Origin of the sequence: Companilactobacillus farciminis KCTC 3681 = DSM 20184, assembly GCF_002706745.1 — a bacterium.
Taxonomy (GTDB): Bacteria; Bacillota; Bacilli; order Lactobacillales; family Lactobacillaceae; genus Companilactobacillus; species Companilactobacillus farciminis.
On record NZ_CP017702.1, the window covers coordinates 606,801 to 621,737 of the forward strand.

At 37.5% G+C, this 14,937-nt stretch carries 14 protein-coding genes; 13 read left to right on the plus strand and 1 reads right to left on the minus strand.

The window, feature by feature from the left end; genetic code table 11:
• Nucleotides 1–46 precede the first annotated feature (46 nt).
• The 3 genes from LF20184_RS02860 (at nt 47) to LF20184_RS02870 (ending at nt 3,459) form a co-directional block, all read left to right on the plus strand.
• Entirely contained in the window at nt 47–2,743 is a 2,697-nt protein-coding gene (locus LF20184_RS02860) for an SLAP domain-containing protein (protein ID WP_154646004.1), read from the plus strand.
• A gap of 84 nt (nt 2,744–2,827) precedes the next feature.
• Nucleotides 2,828–3,079: a hypothetical protein gene (locus LF20184_RS02865; RefSeq protein WP_010020793.1), complete on the plus strand. Its 252-nt coding sequence runs from the start codon at nt 2,828–2,830 to the stop codon at nt 3,077–3,079.
• A complete protein-coding gene (locus LF20184_RS02870; RefSeq protein WP_010020792.1) occupies nt 3,079–3,459 on the plus strand; it encodes a type II toxin-antitoxin system PemK/MazF family toxin in 381 nt (126 codons plus the stop codon). Before LF20184_RS02865 ends, LF20184_RS02870 begins: the two co-directional genes overlap by 1 nt.
• Before the next feature lie 47 nt (nt 3,460–3,506).
• Here the strand turns inward: LF20184_RS02870 and LF20184_RS02875 are convergent, their stop codons facing one another.
• Entirely contained in the window at nt 3,507–4,910 is a 1,404-nt protein-coding gene (locus LF20184_RS02875) for a hypothetical protein (RefSeq protein ID WP_010020790.1), read from the minus strand.
• 169 nt (nt 4,911–5,079) lie between these two features.
• Here LF20184_RS02875 and rbsD point away from each other — a divergent pair, with 169 nt between their 5' ends.
• From rbsD to pcrA, 10 genes are all read left to right on the plus strand, one after another.
• The gene (gene rbsD, locus LF20184_RS02880) at nt 5,080–5,475 is read left to right on the plus strand and encodes a D-ribose pyranase (protein ID WP_010020788.1); all 396 of its coding nucleotides are present in this window, start codon (nt 5,080–5,082) and stop codon (nt 5,473–5,475) included.
• A 12-nt stretch (nt 5,476–5,487) separates the two neighbouring features.
• Complete coding sequence (gene rbsK, locus LF20184_RS02885; protein ID WP_010020787.1) at nt 5,488–6,396, plus strand: ribokinase; 909 nt, start codon at nt 5,488–5,490, stop codon at nt 6,394–6,396.
• Nucleotides 6,397–6,583: 187 nt separating this feature from the next.
• Nucleotides 6,584–6,784 (plus strand): cold-shock protein, encoded by a 201-nt coding sequence (locus LF20184_RS02890; protein WP_010020786.1) that lies wholly within the window; start codon nt 6,584–6,586, stop codon nt 6,782–6,784.
• Nucleotides 6,785–6,928: 144 nt separating this feature from the next.
• Entirely contained in the window at nt 6,929–8,140 is a 1,212-nt protein-coding gene (locus LF20184_RS02895; protein WP_010020784.1) for an MFS transporter, read from the plus strand.
• Nucleotides 8,141–8,382: 242 nt separating this feature from the next.
• Entirely contained in the window at nt 8,383–8,865 is a 483-nt protein-coding gene (locus LF20184_RS02900) for a glycoside hydrolase family 73 protein (RefSeq protein WP_235699484.1), read from the plus strand.
• A gap of 51 nt (nt 8,866–8,916) precedes the next feature.
• On the plus strand, nt 8,917–9,498 hold the full coding sequence (locus LF20184_RS02905; protein WP_010020781.1) for a xanthine phosphoribosyltransferase: 582 nt from the start codon (nt 8,917–8,919) through the stop codon (nt 9,496–9,498).
• Nucleotides 9,499–9,516: 18 nt separating this feature from the next.
• Entirely contained in the window at nt 9,517–10,647 is a 1,131-nt protein-coding gene (locus tag LF20184_RS02910) for an ATP-grasp domain-containing protein (protein WP_010020779.1), read from the plus strand.
• Nucleotides 10,648–10,650: 3 nt separating this feature from the next.
• A complete protein-coding gene (purB, locus tag LF20184_RS02915) occupies nt 10,651–11,946 on the plus strand; it encodes an adenylosuccinate lyase (protein ID WP_010020776.1) in 1,296 nt (431 codons plus the stop codon).
• Between the two features lie 149 nt (nt 11,947–12,095).
• Nucleotides 12,096–12,263 (plus strand): hypothetical protein, encoded by a 168-nt coding sequence (locus LF20184_RS12675; protein WP_010020775.1) that lies wholly within the window; start codon nt 12,096–12,098, stop codon nt 12,261–12,263.
• 438 nt (nt 12,264–12,701) lie between these two features.
• Nucleotides 12,702–14,930, plus strand: a complete 2,229-nt coding sequence (gene pcrA, locus LF20184_RS02930) for a DNA helicase PcrA (RefSeq protein ID WP_035182375.1) — start codon at nt 12,702–12,704, stop codon at nt 14,928–14,930.
• Nucleotides 14,931–14,937: the final 7 nt, after the last annotated feature.

Sequence of the window (14,937 nt, forward strand, 5' to 3'; positions counted from 1 at the left end):
TAACGTTCTAATATCGGTTTTGAGGATTAGGAAAAGAGTGATTGATATGTTAACTAATAAGAAATGTATGAAATTAGGAACGACTATTATTTCAGCGTTAGTATTAACGTCTTTATCAGGACAAACGGTGGAAGCTGCGACGACATCTACGTCCACTAGTTCGACGGCTACGCCAACTACTGCAACGACTACAGTATCGCCAACGGTAACGACTAGTGTCACTGCACCGGTAACAAGTTCAACAACAAGTACGACGACTGCACCAGTGACAACCACATCAACTACATCAACTACATCAACGACAAGTACAGGTACGACTGCTACAACAGCGCCAACCACTTCAACGGCAAGTACAAGTACGACTGGAACAACTGCACCATCTACATCAACAACAAGTACAAGTACGACTGGAACAACCACACCAACTACTTCGACAGCAAGTACAACTGGAACTACAAGTCCAACAACTAGCACGAGTAGTGGTACTACAACAGCGCCAAGTACGAGCACAAGTACTACAACTACACCAACAACTAGTTCAACAACTGGATCAACTACAGGTTCGACTACGACTGCTACTACTGGTACAAGTACAACGAGTTCTAGTTCTTCAGGTAGCACTGCCGGAGCAACTTTACCAGCTTCAAGTTTGCCAGTAAGCGTTCCAACAACATTGCCCGGTGGACAAACAAATATTGTCGCTGATACTGGTGGCTACAAACTACCAACTAATTTGACCGATAGTACGGTAGTTGATTTCTCAGATTCCACTTTGGCAGGAATGGTAAGACAAGCTTTGGGTTTGAGTGCAACGGCTCCAATTACGGTTGGAGATATCAAGACTTATCAACCATTGACTGTTACTTTGACATTGGATGAAGGTCAATATTTAGCTAAGACCACTGGTACTAGTTATGTAGCCCAAGCTGATTACGTTCCTATCGAAAGTTTGGACGGGATGCAATATTTGCAATTATTGCCACATGATACGATTAGCTTCACTGGTAAATTGGGTTCAGATGCCAATGCTAATCCAAGTTTGGAACCTATGTATGGCATCAAGCTTAACCAATTGCAATTGATTGGTAATTATAGTGATCCCTCCAAGAAAGAAATCAATGTCAGCCAAATTGCTAAGTTGGAAACACCAATTGCTAGTGCCTATTTAGCTGGGGATGATGGCTTTAACGGCATTACTAACGATGAATTAAAGACTCTAGCACCTTGGGTCGTTCAATTCTCTAATAACTCGACTTATGGTGGGTTAACTATGAACGGCAATACTATCAGTGACTTTTCACCATTAGGTGGCATCAATAGAAATACTCACTTCAGTCTCAATACAACTGGTGGCGTCTATGATCCAACGACTGTTTATGGTGTCGTCGGTCAACCAATGCAATTCACTTCAACTCCGGTCAAAGGACTTGATGGCGAAGATGTAGCTTCAAATTATGGTTTCACTTTGAATACTGCTAGTCCAGCGTATGGTAATTTGACTGCCAAAGGCAATGACACTTATGTAATTCAAGATCCTACTGGTTCATATAATAAATTAGTTTATGGTGATTCTGGATTCGATCCTAAATATAATCCTACTTACAATCTTGGTGGCGTACTAGTCAAACAATATGGCACAACGCAGTGGATCAACAATATGATTCATGCTCAACCAGTCGTTTGGCAAACTAGTCCTAGTGTTGAGATCAAATATACTAATAGTGATGGTACACCAATTTTGAATGCCAATGGACAACCATTAACTAAAACCGTTACTGGAACAACGATTGGTGATAGTTTTGATTTGAGTGGCGATACTGCAGTTGATGGATATACTTTGGAAACTCCAACACCAACATTACAAGGTAAATATACGCAAGATCCACAAACAATAACTTTGGCATACAAAGCTATTCCTAAGTCAACTTATACTGGAACAACTGGTTCTAGCTCAACGACAACAACGACAACTCCATCAGAACCAACCACTCCACCAACTTCTGACGATGAAGTACAATCAAGAATTCCTATAACAGTTAACTCTTTGTCGGGCTCTCAAACAGGAGAAAATGAACTCTTAGCTAGCTTAGGAGTCAAAGCAACGACAACTATTAACGGTCAAGAATTCTATCAAGTAGGTTATGGCCAATGGGTTGAAGCTAGTTCATTTACTGACACTGAATTTTCTAAACCTGGTACAGTCAGAACCTTTAATAGTACGGTTGATTTGGTTGATAGTTCTGGTAAAGAAATCGGCAGAGTCGTATCTCCAAGTTCAGGCTGGAAATACAGCAAGATTGTAACTATTAGTGGCGATGACTATTATCAAGTTGCTACAGATGAATTCGTACCCGTAGCTAGTGGTATTCCTTATACATCAGTGCCAGAAACTACTTCAGTTGGAATTACTAGTTCAACACCAATTTATAATTCTCAAGGTGAAAGCATCGGAACAACTTTGCCAGCTAATACTAGTTGGAGAACTGACAGCTACGCCACAATCAATGGTGAAAAGATGTATCGTGTCGCTACTGATGAATGGGTTCCTGCTAGTTCATTGACGACTTATCAACCAATTTCTTCTACTTATACAGCTAAAGGAGAAATTCCACTTTATGACCATAACGGTAAATTAATTGGTAGAACATTAGCTCCAGGAACATCTTGGAAGACAGATCAACTTGCCACTATCAATGGTCGAGAATATTATCGTGTTGCTACAAATGAATATGTTTTAGCTTAAAATAGCGTATATACAAATGTATCGCTTTTTAGAAAATGTGATTTATAATTAGTTTTACCAAAGTACTTATTATGGAGGAATGATATGAGTAAAGAAATTGTTTTAAGAAAATCCGGTAACAGCCTTATATTCACTGCCCCAGCTGATTTGAATAAAAATGTGGGGCGTAAATACAGTGTTACTCAAAAAGATGATGGATCTGTTTTATATACTCCTGTGAAGCATATCAATCGTTTTCATACTTCTGAATTTCAAAATTATGATTATCAATCCGATTTAAAAGATGATCCTGAGATTGCTGAAGTTAAACCTCTTGGTAAGGAGAAACCATTCTAATGCAGATGCCAAAACAAATGGATGTAATTGTCATTGATGCAGAATCACATTCTGGTAAAGAATATGGAGAACATAATCCTACGATTGGAAATACTAGAAGACATATGGTTGTAATGAGTGACAGTGGGTATAATGAAGCAACTGGAATGGTTTTGGCAATGCCAATAACAACGTCTCCTAAGTATAAAAATAAGCCAGAGTATTATCCTATCCTTATTATGGGTGGCGAAGAGACTGGTGTTAAAGGTTATGTAGTAGGTTGGCAGTTACAAAATTTTGACTATAGAACTAGAAATGGCAAAGTGGTAAACAAAATCACAGCAAAGCAGTATAAAGAATTATTATCCTATGTTGAGGATATGTTAGGAATAGAATCATAAAAAATAGGAATTTACCTTTTGATTTGAGGTAAACTCCTGTTTTTTTATTACTTTTGTTTTTCTTTTTGCTGAATCAATTTAACTTTCTCTAAAATACCTTTGTTGAAAGCTTTCATATAATCGTTGCGATTGGCAAAATGCTTGTTTTGAAGCTGATCTTGAACGTCGACCCAATCGTAATAGTTGATAGGAATCTTATTTCGATTGTTATTTTTGATATACAATTGTGCAAAATTAGGGTCATCTTGAATCAAGGTAGTCAACCAGATGTAGTGAGTATCTTGATATTGCAAGTAGTACTGGTTTTTACTATCGATCGTATTTTGGTATTGCGAATATTCGATCTGCATATTAAAAGTTTGACCGTAATTTCTAGCTATCAAATCGGCTCTTACACCGAGGACTAAAGCCATTAAAGCGAAAACGGGGAAAATGTATTTCTCATAAGTATCAGTTAGCAAGTCGATATTGATAGTTACTATAGTAGAAAAGAGTACGTAAGTTGCGAACATGCATCTAGCACCGAATGGCGATACGACCAAAAATGGTGTGATAACGACGAAGCCTGATAATAGTAGAGATAGGTTAGCGATTCGCAATTTAACGTCTTTTACTTTAGTGGAATACCAGATAACGAAAAGACTAAATATTAATAGTAGAATTCCGACCGTAATTAAAGTTCTAGGAGTGAATTGGGTTTTAAAATAGCTGATCATCGTATCAGTTTTGTTAGAACCGGAAACGGAACGATAGGAGTCTTTGCCGAAGAGAATTTTCAAGTAGGCACCATTGATAAACATGAGAAAGGCACCGATAAAGTTTCCTAGTAGAATCCAGTTGAGAATTTTTTTGAATTCCGTTCCAAAATGCTTTCGCAAGAAAATCCAAACCAAAACGCTGTTAAAACAGTTCAAAACCGTAACGTGTTCGGCAAAGAATTGCGCCATGATTGAAGCTAAGAAAATTAAAATGATGATTGTACGGTAATAATGTACTTCTTGATCGTAATTTTTTAAGACTAGGTAGAGCATGAATAATGGGAAAACTGCCGATGGAACGTAGTTAGCAAAACCTGAATGCCAACCTAAAATCTGTTGAAAAATAATTTTTGGCGCTATTAAAATGGCGATTGTCATTAGAGATGAAGAAACTAATCCTAAAGATTTAGGAGCTTTGATTTGATCTCTGATTTTTTGAACTAAAAAGACGATTAAAGTCATGAAAGTTCCGTAAGCAATAAACGATAACAGTTTGATCTTAGTAATAGCAATAATGAGAAAATCTCCTAAATATCGTCCATCGTATCTTAGAAAGATGCCTTGAGGGAAATAATTGCTGCCGAAGTAGGTACCCCAGTGCAAATCGTCACCAAGTAACGGCATCCATAGACCAACTAGTCCGAAGATAATGAAAATGATGAAATAAAAACTTAATTTAGCTGTTCTTGTCATATTGAGTCCTCTTTGAGTATCTTTTTACTAGGATATATTCATTTTGATTTTCTAGCAACAAAAAAACTATACTTGCTACTAGTTATGTCATATTGATAAAATATTTACGTAGATAATTGTGCATGTTAAGATTGATTTTGCAAACGATTACAGAAAAGGTGAAAATTTCATGAAAAAAACAAGAGTTATCAACTCTAATATTTCACGTGTCATCGCTCAAATGGGGCATTTTGATACGATTGGAATCGGTGATGCCGGAATGCCAGTTCCAGCAGATACTGAAAAAATTGATTTGGCGGTTGAAGCTGGCCTACCTAGTTTCATACAAGTATTGGAAAATGTCTTGAGTGAACTAGAAGTACAAAAGGTCTACTTAGCTGAAGAAATCAAAGTTCAAAATCCAGAACAATTGGCAGCTGTGAAAAAAGTTGTCGGCGATACGCCGATTGAGTTTATTCCCCATGAAGAAATGAAGAAAGACTTGAGTGATACTAAAGCGTTCATTCGAACAGGAGAGGAAACACCATATTCAAATATTTTGCTTGAAAGTGGCGTTGTCTTTTAGAGAGGTTTTAATATGAAGAAAATTGTTGTATTAGGTTCAATTAATATCGATACTATTTTAAATATTGCTCGTTTGCCTTTACCCGGCGAAACAATGGCAATGCATGACCGTTCAATTGCTGGCGGTGGAAAAGGTGCTAATCAAGCGATTGCAGCTGTTCGTGCTGGTGCTGAGACTTCATTTATCGCTAAGATTGGGAAAGACCATGCAGCCGACTTCATGATCGATACTTTTAAAAATGATGGCTTGAACATCCAAAATGTGACTGAAGATAACGTTGCTGGTACTGGTAAAGCTTATATTTTATTAGATGATCATGGTCAAAATAGTATTTTAATTTATGGTGGAGCTAACCAAACAATTACAGTTGAAGATATTAAGAATGCTTCTGAGACAATTAAGTCAGCCGATTGTTTGATCACTGAATTTGAAACACCACTGGAAGCATCGACAGAAGCTTTTAGAATTGCTAAAGCAAATAATGTTTTAACCATTTTAAACCCTGCTCCAGCTAAACAAAATATTCCCGAAGAGTTGTTGAAACTCACTGATATCATCGTTCCTAACGAGACAGAAGCTCAAGCAATTACTGGAATTGAAGTCGTCGCCGAGCCTTCAATGGCCCAAGCTGCAAAAAAAATGCACGCAATGGGTGTAAAGAATGTTATAATAACCGTCGGTGCTAATGGATCATTTTATTCACAATCTGAAAAGAGTGGTTTCGTTAATGCCTATAAAGTTAACACTGTTGATACAACAGCTGCCGGTGATACATTTATCGGATATCTAGCTTCTAAGTTAGATTCAGATTTAAGTAATATCGAGGAAGCGATGAAATTTGCTAGTAAAGCATCTTCTATTACAGTTCAAACTCAAGGTGCTCAGAATTCAATTCCTTATGTCAAAGATGTTGAAATTTAAGTATTTGTAAACGAAACTTTACTCTAAGTTCATTGTAATAATTGGTCAAACATGTTAATATAATAGTTGTATTTTTGAATGGTGAATGGTTCGAATGGTTTGAATGTTTCGTATTTTAGACTTTCTTCCATGATGTACCACGAAATAATGCACAAAAAATATTTTAGTTATCAGGAGGAATAGTCTGATGGAACACGGAACAGTTAAATGGTTTAACGCAGAAAAAGGCTATGGTTTTATTACACGCGAAGATGGTAGTGACGTATTTGTTCACTTCTCAGCAATCCAAGGTGACGGTTACAAGACACTTGAAGAAGGTCAAGCTGTAACATTCGATATCGAAGATTCAGATCGTGGCCCACAAGCTTCAAACGTTGTTAAGGACTAATTAATAAACTTTGAGCAAAAAGCTAACTCACATGAGTTAGCTTTTTTTAATGCTCTTTTTTTGTCTCCACAATAATTTACATAAACTTTACAGTAATTAAACATTAGTAGTTTATGCTTAAGACTCAACATTGTGGGGGTCAATATGCAAAAAGCGTGGCAAAAGAACTTTAGGATTTTATGGTTTGGTAGCTTTATTACTGATATGGGCAATGCGATGACATTGCCTTTTGTCGTCTTATTTATCGATACGTTGGGTGATTTTTCGCAAACGCAATTGAATTTTTTAGGAGCGACAGCTTTTTCTCTAACCTATTTAATGAAAGCTTTTGTTTCACCGCTTTGGGGGCGCTTGGCTGATCTAAAGGGACGGAAATTAATGTGCTTACGAGCTTCAGGCGTGATGACAATAACGATTTTCATGATTGGTTTGTCACCAAATGTGTGGTTCTTGTTGTTCTTTCGGGCCTTGCAAGGAGCGTTCTCAGGTTATATTAACAATGCCAATGCTCTGATGTCGGTTTCTGCACCAAAGGGCATTCAAGGACGTGTGATGAGTAAACTCGTAACTGGTAGTATCACAGGAACTCTGATTGGACCTCTGATTGGGAGTTTTCTAGCTACGAGTGTTGGTTATCGAGGGGCATTTTTTTTAACGAGTTTTTTGATGGGTTTGGTTTTCTTAACGACATTATTTGGGGTTAAAGAAGATTTCGTACCGATTGCCAAGGAGAAACTTCAACCAGCTTTACCTTTAATGAAGAAAATCGGTTGGCCATTTTTTATAGCCTTGTTTTATTCGCTCTTAGCCATTCAAGCGACGACCAATGCAATTACACCGATGATCAGTTTATTAGTCAGAGAGCTTGATTCTCACGGTTCTAATCTGGTTCTCATCACAGGAATCGTTTCAGCAGCTCCAGGGTTAGCAACGATTCTCATGGCAGGAGTAGTTGGTCGTCTAATTGATAAAATGGGAGCTTTAAAAAGCATAGTGTTGTTTTTAGTACTAGCTGTTGTCAGTTTGGTTTTGACTAGTTTGGTACAAAACGTTTGGGAATTAATCGTTTTGAGATTTATTTTGGGGATTTCTGACGCTGCTTTGATTCCATCGATTCAAGTTTTAACTGTACGAAACGTACCGAAACAAATTTTTGGACGAGTTTTCAGTTATAATCAATCCGCACAGTCGTTTGGGAATGTTTTTGGTCCAATGCTTGCGGCTGTGATCGCTACGGGATTAGGTTATAAAAGTATCTTTCTGTTCTGTGCTATTTTAGAAGCCTTAGCTTTGATATTGTGGGTTTTGTATACGAAACGACAAGCAATAAAACTTGATAGTCTAAGACATTTTTAAAATTCTTTTTCAAATCATAAAAAGTTCAAAGTTATCGGCTATAATTAGAGTTAATAAACTTAAAAGGGATAGATCAATTGCCACAAAAGAGAAGATATACAGCGCACAAGAGTTATCGGCGCAAACGAAGCAGAAAAAACAACAATACAACTCTTATTTTGTTAGCCATCGTCGCTGTTTTTGTAATCAGCTTTTTTGGATACAGGAGATATGTCCAATATCAAAACGAAACAAAGGTTGAGATGGTCCAAGAAGAACACAATACTTTCGTCAAAAAGGTTGCTCCATATGCAGTCCAATTAGGGCAGGAGTACGGCGTATTACCAAGTATCACGATTGCTCAAGCAATTCTAGAGAGCGATTGGGGTAATAGTACCTTAGCTAGTCAGTACAACAACTATTTTGGTATCAAAGGAGAAGATCCTAATAATACCAAGCTTTTAGAGACGAAGGAATACACTAATGGTCAGTGGATAACTATCAACGGACGTTTTCGGGTTTATTCGGATTTTCGTGAGTCAATGAAGGATCATACGAAATTATTGGTTAATGGTACTACGTGGAATCCGCAACAATATAGGCAAGTTCTTCAATCCAAGAATTATATTGATGCGGCCGTTGCTTTGCAAAGTGATGGATATGCGACTGATCCTGGTTACACAAGCAAAATTATTCGGATTATACAGAAATATAATCTAAAAAAGTACGATCAGGGTATCAAGTAAAAATCAAAGTATGATAGACTCTAATTATTCTATTAAATAGGGGAGAACGTAATGAAGGAACTAGAAGAAAGAATCAGAAAAGATGGTCGAGTTTTAGGCAAAGATGTGCTTAAAGTTGATAGTTTTTTAAACCATCAAGTTGACCCAATGTTAATGGAAAAAATGGGTGAAGAATTTTACAACCATTTTAAGGATGCTGGTATCAACAAGATTTTGACAGTGGAATCTTCAGGTATCGCACCCGCAGTTATGACTGGTTTGCAATTTCACGTACCAGTTGTTTTTGCCAGAAAGCACAAGTCAGTTACTTTGACTGATGACTTGTATACATCAGAGGTTTATTCATTTACAAAGAAGACTTCAAACCACATCAGTATCGACAAGCGTTACCTATCTAGTGACGACAAGGTATTGATCATTGATGACTTCTTGGCTAATGGACAAGCTGTTAATGGATTGGATACGATTATTGAAGATGCTGGTGCAACTTTGGCTGGTATTGGTATCGTGATCGAAAAATCTTTCCAAAAGGGTAGACAATTGATCGACAAATCAGGAATTCCAATTTATTCATTGGCACGTATCAAAGCTTTTGAAAATGGCCAAGTGGTCTTCCAAGACGAAGAGGATTAGTAATAAGAAGGTGGAATTATGACTTTTATTGCGCCCGGTAAGACTTTAGGTATAATTGGCGGCGGCAGTGAAACTTATATATTTGAATTGGAAGCTAAGAGAATGGGCTTTAGAACCATGCTTTTAACTGATGAAGAAAAAGATATTGCGACACAAGCTGCAGACAGTTTTTTGGTCGGTACTTTAGAGAACCTTGAAAATCTAAGTGAATTGGGCCGTAGAAGTGACCTTCTTTTGTACATGGATGAGAATTTCGACAGTACGCTTTTGAAAAAGTTGTCAGAAGACTTCAATGTGGTTCAAGGAGCTGATTTATTAGGCATTGCCCAAGATCGGTATATCGAGAGAACCTTTTTGAATGATTTGAATATTAACGTTCCACCGTTCTTTTCAATCGTTACGGTCAATGATATAAAAAAAGCCGTCGAAGAAATTGGTTTTCCATGTGCACTAAAACCGATTCAAAAGAATCAAACTATCTTAAAGCGCCATATTTTGTACAACGCTGAAGATGTCGAACAAGTCCAAAAATTGCTCCAAGATGGAACTTATATTTTGGAAGCTTGGATCGATACGAAGGCTGAGTATTCAATTATGGTCAGCAAGAGTAAAGATAAAAAAATCCATACTTTTCCGATGATTCGAGAAATATACGATGGTACGCATTTGATGAGTTCTTTCATTTATAAGAAGAATAATCCCGATGTGGAAGCAGAAATGCAAAGAGTTGCCTTGATGGTGGCGGAAAATGTTGATTACGTAGGAGTCTTTGGCATAGGTTTCATCCTATCTCAATCCGGGGTTTTGTACGTCAAACGAATTTTCCCAGGAATCAACTATTCAGCTAACGTTTATCAAGAAGCAACCGGCATTTCTCAATTTGAATTACATATCAGAGCGATTTGTGATTGGCCCATTCCTGAAATTTTTCCAATGGTCAACGCGGCTACCTTGAAGATAATTGAAGGTAACTTGCCACAGAGTTTGGACTTGCTTCAGGAAAAAGCACAATGGAAATTTAACTATTACACAGGTTTTAAAGCTAAGAATCAAGCCGATAGGGATGTCGGTTATATTTCAATTTTTTCTGACGATGTCGAAGAATTAAAGAATGATATCTTAACAACTAATATTTGGAGAGTAGAATAATTCATGATTGATAGATATGTAACTGAACAAATGAAACCAATTTGGACGGACCAAAATAGATTTCAAGCTTGGCTCGAAGTAGAAATTGCAGCCGTAGAAGGTTGGAGCAAACTAGGAGAAATTCCTGCTGAAGATGCAAAGTTGATTGCTCAAAATGCTAAGTTTGACGTTTCAGAAATTGCTGAAATCGAAAAACAAACTAAGCACGACGTAGTTGCTTTTACTAGAGATGTTTCACGTTACCTAGGACCAGAAAGAAAATGGGTCCACTTCGGTTTAACTTCAACTGATGTTGTTGATACAGCCTATGGTTACTTGATGAAACAAGCTAATGATATTATTCGTGAAGATTTGAATGAATTTCTCGAAGTAGTTAAACAAAAAGCTTTGAAGTACAAAGATACACCAATGATTGGTAGAACTCACGGTGTTCACGCTGAACCTACTACTTTTGGTTTGGTACTAGCTAACTGGTACTCAGAAATCAAGCGTGATATCGAAAGATTCGACCATGCAGCTAAGGGTGTTGAAGCCGGTAAGATCAGTGGTGCAGTTGGTAGTTACGCTAATGTGCCAACTAGTGTTGAAAAATTTGTTTGTGATAAATTGGGTATCCGTGCTCAAGAAATCTCAACTCAAGTTCTTCCAAGAGATCTTCACGCTGAATACATCCAAACAATGGCTTTGATTGCTACATCAATTGAACGTTTTGCTCTAGAAGTACGTCACTTGCAAAGAACTGAAGTTAGGGAAGCTGAAGAATTCTTTGCTGCTGGACAAAAAGGTTCAAGTGCTATGCCGCACAAACGTAACCCAATCGGTTCAGAAAATGTTACAGGTTTAGCTCGAGTAATTAGAGGACATGCCTTCACAGCTCTAGAAGATGTGCCATTGTGGCATGAACGTGATATTTCACATTCTTCTGCTGAACGTGTCATTATTCCTGATACAACTGAATTGTTGGATTACATTTTGAGAAGATTTACTAAGATCACAAAAGATCTAACAGTCTTCCCAGATAAGATGATTGAAGATATGAACATCACTCACGGTTTGATTTACTCACAACGTGTCTTGTTGAAGTTAGTTGAAGCTGGCTATTCTCGTGAACAGGCTTATGACATTGTTCAACCAATGACTGCCAAAGCTTGGGATGAAAAGAAAGACTTCAGAACTATGCTCGAAAATGATACACGTGTGACTGATAAACTTTCTGATGCTGATCTTGATGATGCTTTTGATTATCACTGGCATTTAAGAAATGTTGATGAAATTTTTAAACGCGTTGGGTTGGAATAGAAATTTGTAGTAAGCTGCCGTCGTCCGTTCGGCCCTGGAAAATTGCTGGAACGCCATGGGCACGACTTGGAGCCTTTGCTAAAACCAAGACCGGGCAAAGTCTTCAAGCTCGACCTTCCACTAAGCGATAAATCGCTAAGAGGAATTTCATGGCTGAGCATTTTCCAGGACCTCACTCCCGACTAAATAGTGGTTTCTATTTTTATATAAATTACTTCAGAAAATTAATAGAGGATATTATTGGAATTGCGGTATATTGCTGCATTTCTAGTGATGTCTTCTTTTTATATGGTGCTATAAAAAAAGAAATAGAGTAGTTATTAAAAAAGTCTGTGTCTAATTCTATCCAAGTAGAAATTGAAATCTAGTCGGGAGCAAAAGCCCTGTGATGGCTCAGCCGGCAAATTTATTCTTAGCGATTTATCGCTTAGAATAAGACCAATCTTGAAGACTTTGCCCGTACTTGGGCTTAGCAAAGGCTCCAAGTTGCGTCGCCAGCGTTCCAGCCAATCACAGGGCTTTTGTGGACGACGGCATATTTAACTAAATAATAAATTTTTCCACACAAAATCAAAATCAAACAAATTCAGAAATACCTAGTAAGAAATCGCTTCAAAAACAAAAACATACGTTCTAAATTGAGCCATAGATTTTCGCTCTATTGATAAAAATTTGCTACAATATAAACAGCTATTTTTAAGTACAACTAATTTTTTTACACAAAGATTTGAGGGAGTTATAAATTGGACAATACAATGCTAGAAGGTCTTAACCCAGAACAACAAAAAGCAGTTAAGGCAACAGAAGGACCACTTTTGATCATGGCAGGTGCCGGTTCAGGTAAGACACGTGTTTTGACTCATCGTGTGGCCTATTTGATTGAAGAAAAAAACATTATGCCTTGGCACGTTTTAGCCATTACCTTTACTAACAAGGCCGCTAAGGAAATGAAGGAAAGAATCGGTAAATTGCTCAATGAATCAGCAGGCGATGTTTGGGTTTCAACTTTCCACTCTCTTTGTGTAAGAATTTTAAGAAGAGATATCGACAAGATGGGTAAGCCTAAGACTTTTACGATTGCTGACCCTAGCGAACAAAGAACTTTGATGAAGCAAATCTTAGTGAAGATGAATCTTGACCCTAAGCGCTACGATCCTAGAGCTCTATTAGGAACAATCAGTAATGCTAAAAATGAATTACAAACTCCAGCTGAATATGCCAAAGTTGCCGCTACTCCTTATGAACAAACGGTTGCGACGGTTTATGATGCTTATGCTAAAGAGATGGACCGTAACAACTCACTTGATTTTGACGATTTGATCATGCAGACGAGTGAATTGTTCGACCAAAATCCTGATGTATTAGAAAAGTATCAAGAAAAATTCCAATACATCCACGTTGATGAATACCAGGATACTAACGAAGCTCAATACAAATTAGTTAAACAATTAGGCGCAAAATATCGTAATGTTTGTGTAGTTGGTGATGCTGATCAGAGTATTTATGGTTGGCGTGGTGCTAACATCCAAAATATCATGAACTTTGAAAAAGATTATCCTGAAGCTACAACAATTAAATTGGAACAAAACTATCGTTCTACTAAGACGATTTTGAAAGCTGCCAATGAAGTTATCAACAATAATTCCAATCGTAAACCTAAGGAATTGTGGACTGACAACTCTGAAGGGGACAAGATCAAGTTTTACCGTGGTCAAAGCGATACTGATGAGTCATTGTATGTAATTGATCAAATCAAAGACTTGTTGTTGCAAGGCTATAACTATGGTGATTTTGCTGTTTTGTACAGAACTAATGCTCAATCACGTAACTTTGAAGATAAGCTTATGAAGGCTAATATTCCTTACAAGATTATTGGTGGACATAAGTTCTATGACCGTAAAGAAATCAAAGATATCCTAGCTTACTTGCGTTTGATTGCTAACCATGATGATTCGATGAGTTTTCAACGTGTTATCAACAGTCCCAAACGTGGTATCGGACCAGGTACGATTGAAAAATTGCAAACATTCGCTGACGAACACAACTGGTCATTATTAGAAGCAGCTGAAAATATTGAATTGTCACCACTAGCAGCCAAACCACGTAAGACTATCGGTGAATTTGCCAAAGTGATTGACGATTTAACTAAATTATCTGAAGACCAATCAATGACGATTTTGATGGATCACTTATTAGAGGATTCTGGGTACGTTGAAGAATTGAAGAAACAAAACAATCTTGAATCTCAAGCTCGTGTTGAAAATATCGAAGAACTTTTGACTGTTACGACTCAATTTGATCAAAGCTATGAACCAGATGTTGACGTTGATGAAACTCGTTTGACAACCTTCTTGACTGAATTATCATTAGTCAGTGATCAAGATGAGGTTGAAGAAGACCAACAAGAAGTAACCTTGATGACCTTGCATGCCGCTAAAGGTTTGGAATTCCCAGTAGTCTTCTTAGTCGGAATGGAAGAGGGAATTTTCCCATTAGGACGTTCATTGTTAAAAGAAGACGACCTAGAAGAAGAACGTCGTTTAGCTTATGTGGGTATCACTCGAGCTGAGAAACGTTTGTACATCACTAATGCCATCAGTCGAATGTTATATGGCCGCATTCAAAGCAATCCTACTTCAAGATTTGTCAACGAAATTCAAGAAGATGCCATTGAACCAGTCAATCCAGTCGCTGGCAACCTTGGTGGTGCTAAGAAGGAAAAATATCCATTTAGCAAGAATCGTCATCGTATGGCAACAACTCCAACTTATCAATCACCAACTTTGAAGTCTAAAGGTGCTTCAGGTGCTGAAAAACTCACTTGGAATGTCGGCGACAAAGTTGAACATAAGAAGTGGGGTCAAGGTACGGTTGTCAAAGTTAACGGTTCTGGCAACAATGCTGAATTAGATGTGGCCTTCAAGAGCGAGGGTGTTAAACGTCTGTTGGCAGAATATGCTCCAATTAAAAAAGTTACTGATTAAGAGGTGA